Origin of the sequence: Mesorhizobium sp. B1-1-7, assembly GCF_006442705.1 — a bacterium.
Taxonomy (GTDB): domain Bacteria; phylum Pseudomonadota; class Alphaproteobacteria; order Rhizobiales; family Rhizobiaceae; genus Mesorhizobium; species Mesorhizobium opportunistum.
Genome location: NZ_VFWQ01000001.1, coordinates 14,950 through 28,081, shown reverse-complemented (window position 1 = coordinate 28,081; position 13,132 = coordinate 14,950). Strand labels below are relative to the sequence as shown.

Below are 13,132 nucleotides of genomic sequence, written 5' to 3'. Positions count from 1 at the left end.
GATTGCGTCATTTGGCGTCTCGAAAAACCGCGGCCGCATGCTAAGAAGGGTCGCAGGCAGAGCGCAGGGAGGGCCGGAATGACTGGCGAGAACAAGAAAACGGTACGTTCGGACCTCGACGAAGCCGCCCTCTACTTCCACAAGCATCCGACGCCTGGAAAACTCGAAATCCAGGCGACCAAGCCGCTCGGCAACCAGCGCGACCTGGCGCTCGCCTATTCGCCCGGCGTGGCGGCCCCTTGCCTGGAGATCCGCGACGATCCGGCGACCGCCGCCGACTATACGGCACGCGCCAACCTGGTCGGCGTCGTTTCCAACGGCTCGGCCGTGCTCGGCCTCGGCAATATCGGCCCGCTGGCGTCGAAACCGGTGATGGAGGGCAAGGCGGTTCTGTTCAAGAAATTCGCCGGCATCGACGTCTTCGACATCGAGATCGACGCGCCCGAAATCGAGCGCATGGTCGAAACAGTCGCCGCCCTGGAGCCGACCTTCGGCGGCATCAACCTCGAGGACATCAAGGCGCCTGAGTGTTTCGAGGTCGAGGAACGGCTCAAGGCGCGCATGAAGATACCGGTGTTCCACGACGACCAGCACGGCACCGCCATCATCGTCGCCGCGGCCGTGCTCAACGGGCTGGAATTCGCCGGCAAGACCATTTCGGACATCAAGGTCGTCACCTCCGGCGCCGGTGCCGCGGCCCTCGCCTGCCTCAACCTCCTGGTCTCACTCGGCGTGCGCGTCGAAAACATCTGGGTCACCGACCGTTTCGGCGTCGCCTACAAGGGCCGCACCGACGAGATGGACCGCTGGAAAGACCCCTATGTGAAGGATACCGAGGCGCGCACGCTGGCCGACGTCATTGCGGGCGCCGACGTCTTCCTCGGCCTTTCGGCCGCCGGTGTGCTGAAGCCGGAACTGCTCCAGCACATGGCGCCGAAGCCGCTGATCCTGGCGCTTGCCAATCCCAATCCGGAGATCATGCCGGAGGTTGCGCGCGCGGCGCGCCCCGACGCCATGATCTGCACGGGCCGGTCCGATTTTCCCAACCAGGTCAACAACGTACTCTGCTTCCCCTACATCTTCCGTGGTGCGCTGGACTGCGGCGCCAGCGCCATCAACGAGGAGATGAAGATGGCGGCGGTCCGCGCCATCGCGGCCCTTGCCCGCGAAGAGCCTTCGGACGTCGCCGCGCGCGCCTATTCCGGCGAGACGCCGATCTTCGGACCCGAGTTCCTGATCCCCTCGCCCTTCGATCCCAGGCTCATCCTGCGCATCGCACCGGCGGTCGCCAAGGCGGCCTGCGACACCGGCGTCGCGACACGGCCGATCACCGATTTCGCCGCCTATATCGACAAGCTCAACCGGTTCGTCTTCCGCTCCGGCCTGGTGATGAAGCCGGTGTTCTCGTCCGCCAAGGCCTCGAGCGCCAAGCGCGTCATCTACGCCGACGGCGAGGATGAGCGCGTGCTGCGCGCCGCCCAGGTGGTGCTCGAGGAAGGCATAGCCGAACCGATCCTGATCGGCCGTCCGCATGTCATCGAAGTCAGGCTGAAGCGCTACGGCCTGCGCATCAAACCGGGTGTCGATTTCGGACTGATCAACCCGGAAGACGATCCGCGTTATCGCCACTATGTCGACCTCCTGATCGAGCTCGCCGGCCGGCGCGGCGTGACGACGGAGGCCGCGCGCACCATGGTGCGCACCGACAATACGGTGATCGCCGCTCTGGCGCTGAAGCGCGGCGACGCCGACGCCATGGTCTGCGGCCTCGAAGGGCGCTTCGAGCGGCATCTGCGCAACGTGACGCTGATCATCGGGCCGCGCGCCGGCATCAAGGATTACGATTTATCGACGCTGTCGATGCTGATCTCGCAGCGCGGCATCATCTTCCTCACCGACACCCACGTCTCCGTCGACCCGACCGCCGAGGAGATCGCCGAGATGACCGTGCTGGCGGCCGAGGAAATCCAGCGCTTCGGCATCGAGCCGAAGGCGGCACTGCTGTCGCATTCGGATTTCGGCTCGCGCGATTCGCCGAGCGCGCTCAAGATGCGGCAGGCAGCGGCGATCCTGGCGCGCATCGCGCCGGAATTGCAGTGCGACGGCGAAATGCATGCCGATTCCGCTTTGTCGGAGCATCTGCGCCAGCGCGTCTATCCGCATTCGCGGCTGAAGGGCGAAGCCAATCTCCTGGTCTTCCCGAACCTCGATTCGGCCAACATCACGCTGACGGCGCTGCGTGCCATGATGGATGCGCTGCATGTCGGGCCGATCCTGCTCGGCACCGACAAGCCGGCGCATATCCTGACGCCTTCGGTCACGTCGCGTGGCGTGGTCAACATGACCGCGCTGGCCGTCGTCGAAGCCGCGCACAAGGCACAGGCGATCGTCGATCTGGGCGGAACGCAGCTTTCGCAGTAAATTGCGGTTAACCGCGAATACGATAGCCTTGCGGACGATCAGGCGGAGTTGGACGGATGACAGTCGGAGGGTTGAAGCAGGCGCATGCTGCCGTGCTGCTTGGCCTTTTGCTGTCCGGCGCCACAATCACCGAGCCGCAGGCTGCCTCTCGGGTTTGCCGCCAGTTGGAAGCCGATCTTGCCGCTGCCTCGCGCGGCGGTGGCGGCGGTCCGGCAATGATCCGCAAATACGACGCCGCGATCGAACGGCAGCGTGAGCAGATTTCAAAAGCCCGCGGCCAGGCGAACGGCGCCGGGTGCGGGTTTTCGCTGTTTTCCCGCAACGTCAACCAATGCGCCGGCCTCAACGCCACCATCGACCGCATGAACGCCAATCTCGACAGCCTGCAGGCCAAGCGAGCACAGCTCGCCGGCGGCGGCGGATCGCGCCGTGACCGTGGCCGCATCCTGGCCGCGCTCGATGCCAATGGCTGCGGCGACGACCCGGTTGCGCCGCGCCGGGAACCCTTGCGGGAAGCAAGCCGTGAAGACGGCAACGCAAACCTGTTCGAGCAGCTTTTCGGCGGCGACAACCGGCAGGGCGGCAGATCGGACCAGCTTGACGATACGAGGGACCAGCCTGGCGATGCAGACGAGGAGCGCGGTGTAAGCCGCGTCCTGAACCGGCCCGGCATTCCGGACTTTCCGGGCACCGGCGGTGAATTCCACACCACCTGCGTGCGCACCTGCGACGGCTATTTCTTCCCCATGTCGAACGCCGCCTCGACCAGCGACTTCGAGCGCGACCAGAAGAATTGCGAATCGAGCTGCCCCGGCACAGAGATGCAGGTTTTCTATTCGCGCGGCATGGACGACGATTCGGCGTCGATGACGTCATCGGTCACCGGCAGGCCCTACAGCGAATTGCCGACCGCCTATCTCTACAAGCAGTCCAATGTGGCGCGGCCGCCGGCATGCGGTTGCAATGCCGCGCAGAATTTCCAGATCATCGGCGGCAACCCGCCTGCCCCCCAGCAATCCCAACCCGAGACCGAGGCGGCACCGTTCATCCCGGTTCCGCCTTCCAAGCCCGATCCGGGCGCGGATCCGGAGACCCTGGCGAATATGGAGGGCGGGCTCGACCGCGAGGCCATCAAGCGTCTCTCCGCCAAGCCGGTGACGTCGCCCGTGTCCGCCTTGCCGCCGGAGCAGCGCAAGATCAGGGTCGTCGGGCCAGCGTTCCTTCCCGACCCATCAGCGGCAATAGATCTGCAAGCTCCGGCCCCGAAGGCAGCCCGGTAAGGGCAAGCCTCAGCGGCATGAACAGTGCCTTGCCCTTGCGCCCGGTCGCTTCCCTGATCTTGCCCGTCCAATCCTTCCAGACCGTCCCGCTCCAGGGATCTTCAGGCAGGACATCAAAGGCCTGGTGAAGGAAATCGCGGTCGTCCGTGGAAAATTCGGGCTTCTCCTGCGGTCCCTCGCGCAGGATGCGCCACCAGCCCACCGCATCCGCCAACCTGTCGAGATTGCCGCGCACCGCCAGCCAGAACGGCTCGGCCTGCTCGCCTGAAATGCCAAGCACCATCAGCCGGTCGCGCGCTTCATCGAACGGCATATGGTGCAGCAGCACGCGGTTGAGCACGAAAAGCTCGTCCTGATCGAACTTGGCCGATGATTTCGACGTCGCGGCCGGGTCGAAGTGGCCGGCGAGTTCGCCGAGGTCATGCGCGGCAGCGACATTTTCCGAAGTGCCGACCAGCACGGCGAGCGAAGCGACCGCCATCGGCTCGATGCCATCCTCGCGCAGGCTTTCGATGGAGAGCGCGCCGGTGCGCTTCGACAGCCCCTCGCCCGAGACGGTGGTCAACAGATTGTGGTGGCCGAATACCGGAGGTTCAGCACCCAATGCTCGGAACAGGGCGATCTGGACGCCCGTGTTGGTAACGTGGTCGTCGCCGCGGATGACATGGCTGATGCCCATCTCGATGTCATCGACGACGGAAGGCAGCGTGTAGAGATAGGTGCCGTCCTCGCGCATCAGGACGGGGTCGGACAGCGAGGCCAGGTCAACCGTTTCCTCACCGCGCACCAGGTCGTTCCAATGGATCTCGGTACGCTCCGGCTGCAGCGGATCGCCGGAGAAATTGGGCAATAGGAAGCGCCAGTGCGGCCGGCGGCCGTCGGCCTGGTATTCGGCCACCTGCTCCTGCGTCAGCGTCAAGGCCTCGCGGCCATAGACCGGCGGCAGGCCGCGCGTGCGGCGCACCTTGCGCCTGAGATCGAGTTCCTCCGGCGTTTCGTAGCAGGCATAGAGAACGCCCGCCGCCTTCAGCCGCTCGACCGCCGCGTCATAGATCTCGAAGCGCCGCGACTGATATTCGGTGGCATCCGGGAAAATGCCCAGCCAATGCAGGTCGTAGAGGATGGCGTCGGAGAATTCCTGCTTCGAGCGGGCGATGTCGGTGTCGTCGAAGCGTTGGATGAAGCGGCCCTTGTTGTTGAGCGCAAACAGCCAGTTGAACAGAGCGGTGCGCGCATTGCCGATATGGATGCGGCCGGTCGGTGACGGGGCGAAACGAACGGTAACTGTCATGAGCGGGGCGTACCGGATGCCTTGGTGATTGACAAGATGCGCCCCCGCGCCGTGCGGCAGACATAGAACATGGCGCAAGCAATGAAAAGACCGGGGTGGCGTGCGCTCAAGCGGCACATAGGTCGCCTTTTCCTGCCGCGATAAGTCAACTCGTCGGGGCCGGCGCCGGCGAACGTGTCGTCGAAGCCGATCAGTGGCCGAAGTCGTCGGAACCGAGCCGGGTCCAGCGGTCGCCCATCAGCCCACCGATAAAGATGTCGCCGGAGCGGACCGCTTCCGTGACCTCCGCAATTCGAGAGCGGACCATCGCACCCGACTGGCCGGCAGGGTCGAGATAGATCTCCCTCATATACTCGGCCGTCTCTGCGATCGCGCGATCGCGGAGGTGACGCCGCCGGCGAAACTTGGCCAGGAAGAGTGCCGCGACCCGGTAGAAACGACATGTCGCGGCCTGCGTTATAAACAAAACGCCTCGAAACCGGGGCCGCAAAAAGATGCCGCGTACGTCGCTCCGGCTGACCGATGCCTGAGAGGGACCTCCAGCCGAAGCCGGAGGCCCCTTTTGGTCAAACGACCAGGCCCTTGGTCAGTTCAAGCGCCTGGCGCTCGAACAGGCGGCGGTAGATGCCGCCCTTCAGCCGGATCAGCTCGTCATGCGAGCCTTCCTCGACGATCTTGCCGCGATCGAAGACCAGCAGCCTGTCGAGCGCCCGCACCGTCGAGAGCCGGTGTGCGATGACCAGCGTGGTGCGGCCGACCATCAGCCGTTCCATCGCCTGCTGGATCAGCACCTCCGATTCCGAATCGAGGCTCGATGTCGCCTCGTCCAGGATCAGGATGCGGGCATCGGCGAGGAAGGCACGCGCGATCGCCACGCGCTGCCGCTCGCCGCCCGACAGTTTCACGCCGCGCTCACCCACCAGCGTGCCGTACCCCTTCGGCAGGCTGGTGATGAAATCGTGCGCGCTCGCCAGGCGTGCGGCATGCTCGATCTCATCCTGCGTCGCACTTGGCCTAGCATATGCGATGTTTTCGGCCAGCGACCGGTGGAACAGGATCGGCTCCTGCTGGACGATCGCGATCTGCCCGCGCAGCGATGCCTGTGCCACCTGCGAGATATCCTGGCCGTCGATCAGGATCTTTCCAGCGTTCACATCGTAGAGCCGCTGGATCAGCTTGACGAAAGTCGTCTTGCCCGACCCCGAATGGCCGACCAGCCCCACACGTTCACCCGGTCCGATGTCGACCGAGAAGTCGCGATAGAGCGGCGACCGGTGGCTGCCATAATGGAAGGTGACGTTGTCGAAGCTGATCGCCCCTTGCGTGATCCGGATCGGCCTGGCGCCGGGCCGGTCCTCGATGCCGAGCGGTTCGGACTGGAAATCGACCAGTTCCTCCATGTCGTTGATCGAGCGCTGCAGATTGCGGATATGCGTGCCGATATCGCGCAAATAGCCCTGCAGCACGAAGAACGAGGTCAGCACGAAGGCGACGTCGCCGGCACTCGCCTGCCCCCACGACCACAGCATCAGCGCCAGGCCGATCACCGCGGCGCGCATGACCAGCAGCAGCACTCCTTGCGTGGTGCCGTTGATGGTGCCGCGCACCCAGGTGCGCCGCGTGCGCGCACGCCATTTGGCAACCACCTTGGCGAGGCGGTGCTCCTCGCGCTCCTCGGCGCCAAAGCCCTTGACCACGGCGTTGCAGCTCACCGCGTCGGCCAGCGATCCGCCGAGGCGCGTGTCCCAAGTGTTGGCAAGCCTTGCCGCCGGCGCGACATAGCCGAGCGACAGCATCGCCGTCACCATGATAAACAGCACCGAGCCTGCCGCGACGACCGCACCCATCAGCGGCCAGAACCAGCCGAGCAGCAACGTCGAGCCGACGAGCATGACAACCGACGGCAGCAGCGCGATCAGGATCGTGTCGTTGAGCAGGTCGAGCGCCCACATGCCGCGCGTCACCTTGCGCACCGTCGAGCCGGCAAAGGAGTTGGCGTGCCAGTCGGTGGAAAAGCGCTGGACGCGATGGAAGGCATCGGCGGCGATGTCGGCCATCATCTTCAGCGTCAGCTCGACGATTCCCATGAAGGCCAGGTTGCGCAGCACGACGCCGGTCAGAGCGAGCGCCATCAGGACGGAAAACGCCGTCATCGCGGCATTCCAGGCAATGGCATCCGCGCCGGCGCTGCTGGCGACGGCGTCGACCAGCCGGCCGGAATAGAGCGGCGTCAGCACGTCGGCCAGCGTCGACAGCAGAAAACCGCCCATGATGAGCGACAGCCGCCATGGCTGGCGCCGCCAATGAGTGAGCGTGAAGCCAAGAACGTTGCGAAAGGCGCTCGCGCGCAGATCGATCTTAAAACGAGCCATGATGTCATTCGGGCGCAAACGAGCCCGATCCCAGTAAGGTCGAAAATTGAAAAGCCGCGCTGGGGCAGATGGTGCCCGGGATGCGGAGTGGCATATTGGCGTCGAGCCCTCGGGAGGGCGGCGACCGGCATCGGCATAAGCCTGAGCTCGATCCGGCTTCGGCACGAGAGACAGACCCTCGCGGAGCGCCGGATGAGACCTAAGCTTCGCGGCCTCGCATTACCATTTGAAATACTGCCATTCGGACCTCCCGCAAATGAATCGCGGAACGGTCCTTATAGTGACAGCCCGACGCATCGCCAAGACCAGCCCGTCCCCAAAAGCGTATCTGGTCCAGCCACTGAGGTTATTTTGCAACAACGGCTGGTGAACGCTTTGGCCGCCTGCCCGTCGGCGCACAGTTTGCGCCCAATCTCGCTTCAGCGTAACGGCGGGCCGGATTATGCTGAAAACCCCCGGTTGGAGACCTTGCGGCATGGCCAAGCTCATTTTCAGGATGAACCAGTCCCTCGATGGCTACGTCGACCACCTGGCAATGCCCCCACGCCCCACGCTCTTCCGTCACTGGACAGAGCAAGTGCGCGACCTTGCCGGCAGCGTGTACGGTCGCGGCATGTACGAGGTCATGCGTTATTGGGACGAAGACCGTCCCGAGTGGAGCGCGGAAGGACACGAGTTCGCGGCGGCGTGGCGAAACCAACCGAAATGGGTCGTGTCGCGCTCGCTGACGTCAGTCGGCCCCAATGCCACACTTGTCCAGGACGACGTCGAGGCGGTAATCCGTGGGCTGAAGGCTGATCTCGCTGGGGAGATTTCGCTGTCTGGCCCCAACCTTGCCCGAAGCGTGACCGACCTTGGTCTGATCGACGAGTATCAGCTCTACTTCCACCCGGTCGTGCTTGGTCACGGCAAGCCGTTCTTCGCCGGCCCTCGGCCGCCGCTTCGCTTTGTGGCCAGCGATCTGATTGACGATGACGTGATCAGGTTGACCTACGTTCCTGCCTGATCCGCCAACACTCATCCAGCATCGATCCACTAGCCGCGATCCCGGAATCGGTTGGTAATGGGATAGCGGCGGTCGCGGCCGAAATTCTTCCTGGTGATCTTCACGCCCGGTGCAGCCTGCCGGCGCTTGTACTCGGCGATGTAGAGCAGGTGCTCGATGCGCGTCACCGTCGCCCGGTCATGGCCGCGTGCGACGATGTCGTCGACCCCCATCTCGTTCTCGACCAGGCATTCGAGGATGTCGTCCAGCACCGGATAGGGTGGTAGCGAATCCTGGTCGGTCTGGTTCTCGCGCAACTCCGCCGACGGCGCCTTGTCGATGATGTTCTTAGGGATCACCTCGCCGGAAGGCCCGAGCGCGCCTGGCGGCACATGGCTGTTGCGCCAGCGCGACAGCGCGTAGACCTGCATCTTGTACAGGTCCTTGATCGGATTGAAGCCGCCATTCATGTCGCCGTAGAGCGTGGCATAGCCGACCGACATCTCGCTCTTGTTGCCGGTAGTGACCACCATCGAGCCGAACTTGTTGGAGATCGCCATCAGGATGGTGCCGCGCGCGCGGCTCTGCAGGTTTTCTTCTGTGATGCCTTCCTTGGTGCCCTCGAAAAGCTGTGTCAGCGCATGCAGGAAGCCTTCGACCGGCTCGAAAATCGGCACGATGTCATAGCGGCAGCCGAGCGCGCGGGCACAGTCCTCGGCGTCCTTCAGCGAATCCTTCGACGTATAGCGGTAAGGCATCATCACCGCGCGCAGCCGCTCCTCGCCGAGCGCATCGACGGCAAGGGCGGCGCAGATCGCCGAATCGATGCCGCCGGACAGGCCAAGCACGACATTCTTGAAGCCGTTCTTGTTGACGTAGTCGCGCAGGCCAAGCATGCAGGCGCGGTAGTCTGCCTCTTCCCGTTCGGGAATCTTCGACATCGGCCCTTCCGCGCAGGCCCAGCCGTCGTCCGTGCGCTTCCAGGTCGTGACGTCGACCGCGTCCTCGAATTGGCTCATCTGGAAGGCGAGCGTCTTGTCGGCGCCGATGGCAAACGACGCGCCGTCGAAGATCAGTTCGTCCTGGCCGCCGAGCTGGTTGGCATAGATGATCGGCAGCCCGCATTCGATGACCTGGCGGATGACGACCTGGTGGCGGACATCGATCTTGGCGCGGTAGTAGGGCGAACCGTTCGGCACCAGCAGGATTTCCGCTCCGCTTTCAGCCAGCGTCTCGCAGATGCCGACTTCGCCCCAGATGTCCTCGCAGATCGGAATGCCCAGCCGCACGCCACGGAAGTTGACCGGCCCCTGGATCTCCGGCCCGGCCTGGAAGACGCGCTTCTCGTCGAACTCGCCGTAATTCGGCAGGTCGAGCTTGTAGCGCTCGGCGATGATCTTGCCGCCATCGGCGAAGACGATCGAATTGTGGGTGCCGCTCTTGCGCTTCAGCGGCGTGCCGATGATGACGCCGGGGCCGCCATCGGCGGTGTCGGCGGCAAAGTCCTGCGCGGCCTTCTCACAGGCTTTCAGGAAGGCCGGCTTCAGCACCAGATCCTCCGGCGGATAACCGGCGAGGAAAAGTTCGGTGTAGAGCACGAGGTCGGCGCCCTGGCGCGCGGCATCCGCCCTCGCCTCGCGAGCCTTGGCAAGATTGCCGGCGACATCGCCGACGGTCGGGTTGAGCTGGGCGATCGCGATGCGCAGGATGTCGAGCTTCTTGGTCATGCTTTCCGGTTTAGCGCGGCGGAATTGGCCTCGCAATGGCGTTCGTTTGGACCAATTCGGGCCAGGCTTTGGCGTTCAATCGTCGCCCACATACTCGCGCAACGACTGCGGCGAATGGTTCTCGCCGATCGACATCGCCAGGATGCGCGAAATGTGCCGGCGCGGCAGGCCGGTGTCCGCCACCCATCGATTGATCTGTGCCTGGATCTTGTCGAGGTCCCGCTTCGAGGTCGGACTATCGGCGATGTCGAGGCCGGCATCGCGAAGGGCTGCGGCCATATCGGCCGAAATGACGAAGGCGTCCCATCCCAGCCAGCGCAGGAAATACTGGCCGGTGTTGCCGCCGAGCCGGCTGCCGTGCTTGCCGAGATAGGCCATCAGCCCGACTTGATCATCGGCTGGCCAATCGGCGAGGAAATTGCCGAAGCCGCCATGTTCCCCGGATACGCGTTCGACGAAGGCCGCATTTTCCCGGACGGACCTGATCTTCTGCGGGTTGCGCACGATGCGCTGGTCGGAAGTCAGCTCGTGCCAGAAATCGTCCGGCTGGAACAACAGCCGCTTCGGCTCGAAACGCAGGAACGCTTCTTCGAAGCCCGGCCACTTCTGCTCGATGACGCGCCAGACGAAACCCGCCGCGAAAACGCGCTCTGCCATGGTCGAGAGAATGCGATCGTCCGATATGTCGGCCACGGCTGCATTGTCGGGCACAGGCCCCAGCAGTGATGCAAGCTCCGCCTCGCCGCCCTTGCGTTTCGCCGCGCGCAGACGAATTTTCTTGAAATCGGCCATCGGTCCCTCGCTGTCCGGCTGAATGTACCACTTCCCGTCAGGGCCGGCAGCCTCTACGTCTATTTCCACCGACGATGGAGATGGCCATGAACAAAACGATAGATGAACTGGCGAACCGCTGGCTCAAGCGTCGGCCGGACGGCCTCAGCCCGTTGGAAAGCCGGGTGCTGCAATCGGCGCTCGAGCGCACCACGATCTCCAGGGACACCAACAAGGCGGTGGCTTTCCACCAGACGTTCGGCGACCGCCTTGCCGATACGATCGCCCGCATCGGCGGCTCCTGGTCCTTCATCCTGGCCTTCCTGGCTTTTTTGGCCCTGTGGACCGCCGGCAATGTCTGGCTGCTGTCGCGCGACGCCTTCGACCCCTACCCGTTCATCTTCCTCAACCTGGTGCTGTCGATGGTCGCCGCCCTGCAGGCGCCGGTGATCATGATGGCGCAGAACCGCCAGACCGAACGCGACCGCATCGATGCCGCCCATGACTATGAGGTCAATCTGAAGGCCGAGATCGAGATCATGGCGCTGCACGAAAAGCTGGATGAGCTGCGCCACAGCCAGATCCTCGGCATGCGCGAAGAGATCGCGCGGCTGGCCGATCTCGTCACGCGGATCGACGAGAGGCTGTCGCAACAGTCGGCTTCATGACCGACGCGATCCATCATTTCATCGAACAGTATGGCCTGCTTGCCGTCTTTCTCGGCTGCGTTGCCGAAGGGGAAAGTGCTGCCATCCTCGGCGGCTTCTTCGCCCACCAGGACGTTTTCGTGCTGTGGCATGCCGTTGTCGCGGCAGCCCTCGGGGCCTTCGCCGGCGACACCTTCTTCTTCATCCTGGGCCGAAGTTTCGCCGACAATCGCCATGTCGTCAGGCTGCGCGAGCGGCCCGGTTTCCGCCGCGCTTACCGCCTGCTCAACACCCACCCCAACATCTTCGTGCTGTCGAACCGCTACGTCTACGGCATGCGCCTGGTCGGCGGCATCGCGGCCGGCCTTTCGACCATAGCCGCACCGCGCTTCGTCGTCCTCAATGCCATCTCGTCGATGATCTGGGCAGTGCTGTTCAGCTCGATCGGCTATGTCTTTGGACTGGGGGCCGAGCATTTGATCGGCCAGACGCTGATGCGCCACGAGCGGCTGTTCATCGGACTTGGCATTGGCCTCGCCGTGGCCGTACTTGCCTGGCTGGTCGCCCACCATATCGCCAAGCAGGAGCGCGGCCGCGAGCAGTGATGTCGCGGACGGCAGATGGGTCAGATGGGAAAGCCGGTGAGCCGCTCGATGAGCGCAATGCCCCAGACGCCGGCGACGATGACCACCGAAATCAGAACCGCCAGCGAACCGCAATCCTTGGCCAGTTGGATGTCGACATTGAACTCGCGGCTGAAGGCGTCGCAGGCCGCCTCGATGCCGGTGTTCAAGACCTCGACCATGATCAGCAGCAGAACCGCGCCGATCAGCAACGCGTAACCGCGCCACGAGACGGAAACGAACCACCCTGCCGGCAAGGCGAGCGCAAGGAGCGTCAGCTCCTGCTGGAATGCCTTCTCGTTGGCGGCCAGCTTGCGAAACGCCCGCACCGAATTGATAAAAGCGTCGATCAGCCGCTGCATGCCCAAATCCCTCTCCGAATCACCGGCACGGGATAAAGCAATGGCCCGATCAATGGAATAAGGCGCCTCGTCCAAAATTCATTCAGCGACAGGTATCGATGGCGTCGACTTCTCAAACTGCGGCAGCCCATCGTCGATCGAATAATAGTCGCCCTTGTCGCCAACGAAGATATGACAGTCGCCCTTGAGGCCCGTCGGCCTGTCGAACGATCCCGCCATGACCGAAATGTAGTCTTGATCCCCCCGCTTCCAGAAAAGCACCGACCCGCATGCCTTGCAAAAGCCACGCCTGGCGAAGGAGGAAGCCTCATACCATGTGATGCTTTCCGAACCTTCGATCACGATGTCGGCGTCGGCGACATTGGTCGCGGCGTAGAAATGGCCGCTCTGCTTGCGGCACTGCGAGCAGTGACAATAGACAACGCCGCGCAGCGCGCCGCGCGTCCGGAAACGGACCGCTCCGCACAGACAAGATCCCTGGTGACTGTCACTCATTCCAACCTCCTCCGAAAACGCGGCATCGTCCTCACCGCCAGGATTCCAGCTTTGCGGCGGCCGCACGCAAGAAAATGCGACATGCTCTGGTGCAGAAAATCCGAAATTTGGTTTCTCCAACAGCGTAACAGGCCTGCGAACTCAGGCTGCCGAACCGG

At 63.9% G+C, this 13,132-nt stretch carries 12 protein-coding genes; 5 read left to right on the top strand and 7 right to left on the bottom strand.

Features of this window, described 5'->3' with window-relative positions:
- Positions 1 to 78: 78 nt before the first annotated feature.
- Together FJ978_RS00105 and FJ978_RS00100 are read left to right on the top strand one after the other, a co-directional pair.
- Positions 79 to 2,421, top strand: coding sequence for an NADP-dependent malic enzyme (locus tag FJ978_RS00105; RefSeq protein WP_140569290.1), 2,343 nt, complete (start codon positions 79 to 81; stop codon positions 2,419 to 2,421).
- A gap of 56 nt (positions 2,422 to 2,477) precedes the next feature.
- Entirely contained in the window at positions 2,478 to 3,701 is a 1,224-nt protein-coding gene (locus FJ978_RS00100) for a DUF2865 domain-containing protein (protein ID WP_140569288.1), read from the top strand.
- Here the strand turns inward: FJ978_RS00100 and gltX are convergent.
- The 3 genes from gltX to FJ978_RS00090 all read right to left on the bottom strand — a co-directional run bounded on the left by gltX (position 3,619) and on the right by FJ978_RS00090 (position 7,364).
- Complete coding sequence (gene gltX / locus FJ978_RS00095) at positions 3,619 to 4,992, bottom strand: glutamate--tRNA ligase (RefSeq protein ID WP_140569286.1); 1,374 nt, start codon at positions 4,990 to 4,992, stop codon at positions 3,619 to 3,621. The genes FJ978_RS00100 and gltX overlap by 83 nt on opposite strands.
- A 190-nt stretch (positions 4,993 to 5,182) precedes the next feature.
- On the bottom strand, positions 5,183 to 5,341 hold the full coding sequence (locus FJ978_RS32640; protein WP_167313527.1) for a hypothetical protein: 159 nt from the start codon (positions 5,339 to 5,341) through the stop codon (positions 5,183 to 5,185).
- A 217-nt stretch (positions 5,342 to 5,558) separates the two neighbouring features.
- On the bottom strand, positions 5,559 to 7,364 hold the full coding sequence (locus tag FJ978_RS00090; RefSeq protein ID WP_140569284.1) for an ABC transporter ATP-binding protein: 1,806 nt from the start codon (positions 7,362 to 7,364) through the stop codon (positions 5,559 to 5,561).
- Between the two features lie 475 nt (positions 7,365 to 7,839).
- Between FJ978_RS00090 and FJ978_RS00085 the strand changes: the two genes are divergently transcribed.
- Positions 7,840 to 8,370 (top strand): dihydrofolate reductase family protein, encoded by a 531-nt coding sequence (locus FJ978_RS00085; protein WP_013895240.1) that lies wholly within the window; start codon positions 7,840 to 7,842, stop codon positions 8,368 to 8,370.
- Positions 8,371 to 8,399: 29 nt separating this feature from the next.
- Here FJ978_RS00085 and FJ978_RS00080 read toward each other — a convergent pair whose 3' ends face one another.
- Together FJ978_RS00080 and FJ978_RS00075 are read right to left on the bottom strand one after the other, a co-directional pair.
- Entirely contained in the window at positions 8,400 to 10,076 is a 1,677-nt protein-coding gene (locus tag FJ978_RS00080; RefSeq protein WP_013895239.1) for an NAD+ synthase, read from the bottom strand.
- 75 nt (positions 10,077 to 10,151) lie between these two features.
- Complete coding sequence (locus FJ978_RS00075) at positions 10,152 to 10,868, bottom strand: DNA-3-methyladenine glycosylase I (protein WP_140569282.1); 717 nt, start codon at positions 10,866 to 10,868, stop codon at positions 10,152 to 10,154.
- A gap of 86 nt (positions 10,869 to 10,954) precedes the next feature.
- Between FJ978_RS00075 and FJ978_RS00070 the strand changes: the two genes are divergently transcribed.
- Positions 10,955 to 11,515, top strand: coding sequence for a DUF1003 domain-containing protein (locus FJ978_RS00070; RefSeq protein ID WP_140569280.1), 561 nt, complete (start codon positions 10,955 to 10,957; stop codon positions 11,513 to 11,515).
- Positions 11,512 to 12,099 (top strand): DedA family protein, encoded by a 588-nt coding sequence (locus FJ978_RS00065; RefSeq protein WP_140569278.1) that lies wholly within the window; start codon positions 11,512 to 11,514, stop codon positions 12,097 to 12,099. Before FJ978_RS00070 ends, FJ978_RS00065 begins: the two co-directional genes overlap by 4 nt.
- A 20-nt stretch (positions 12,100 to 12,119) precedes the next feature.
- On the opposite strand, the gene FJ978_RS00060 is transcribed toward FJ978_RS00065, so the two are convergent.
- Positions 12,120 to 12,479, bottom strand: a complete 360-nt coding sequence (locus tag FJ978_RS00060; protein WP_013895235.1) for a diacylglycerol kinase — start codon at positions 12,477 to 12,479, stop codon at positions 12,120 to 12,122.
- Between the two features lie 78 nt (positions 12,480 to 12,557).
- On the bottom strand, positions 12,558 to 12,974 hold the full coding sequence (locus FJ978_RS00055) for a GFA family protein (protein ID WP_013895234.1): 417 nt from the start codon (positions 12,972 to 12,974) through the stop codon (positions 12,558 to 12,560).
- Positions 12,975 to 13,132: the final 158 nt, after the last annotated feature.

Bases quoted from the DNA above. Each gene is read 5' to 3' on its own strand.
- FJ978_RS00105 (WP_140569290.1), top strand. From the start codon at position 79: ATGACTGGCGAGAACAAGAAAACGGTACGTTCGGACCTCGACGAAGCC.
- FJ978_RS00100 (WP_140569288.1), top strand. From the start codon at position 2,478: ATGACAGTCGGAGGGTTGAAGCAGGCGCATGCTGCCGTGCTGCTTGGC.
- gltX (WP_140569286.1), bottom strand. From the start codon at position 4,992: ATGACAGTTACCGTTCGTTTCGCCCCGTCACCGACCGGCCGCATCCAT.
- FJ978_RS32640 (WP_167313527.1), bottom strand. From the start codon at position 5,341: ATGAGGGAGATCTATCTCGACCCTGCCGGCCAGTCGGGTGCGATGGTC.
- FJ978_RS00090 (WP_140569284.1), bottom strand. From the start codon at position 7,364: ATGGCTCGTTTTAAGATCGATCTGCGCGCGAGCGCCTTTCGCAACGTT.
- FJ978_RS00085 (WP_013895240.1), top strand. From the start codon at position 7,840: ATGGCCAAGCTCATTTTCAGGATGAACCAGTCCCTCGATGGCTACGTC.
- FJ978_RS00080 (WP_013895239.1), bottom strand. From the start codon at position 10,076: ATGACCAAGAAGCTCGACATCCTGCGCATCGCGATCGCCCAGCTCAAC.
- FJ978_RS00075 (WP_140569282.1), bottom strand. From the start codon at position 10,868: ATGGCCGATTTCAAGAAAATTCGTCTGCGCGCGGCGAAACGCAAGGGC.
- FJ978_RS00070 (WP_140569280.1), top strand. From the start codon at position 10,955: ATGAACAAAACGATAGATGAACTGGCGAACCGCTGGCTCAAGCGTCGG.
- FJ978_RS00065 (WP_140569278.1), top strand. From the start codon at position 11,512: ATGACCGACGCGATCCATCATTTCATCGAACAGTATGGCCTGCTTGCC.
- FJ978_RS00060 (WP_013895235.1), bottom strand. From the start codon at position 12,479: ATGCAGCGGCTGATCGACGCTTTTATCAATTCGGTGCGGGCGTTTCGC.
- FJ978_RS00055 (WP_013895234.1), bottom strand. From the start codon at position 12,974: ATGAGTGACAGTCACCAGGGATCTTGTCTGTGCGGAGCGGTCCGTTTC.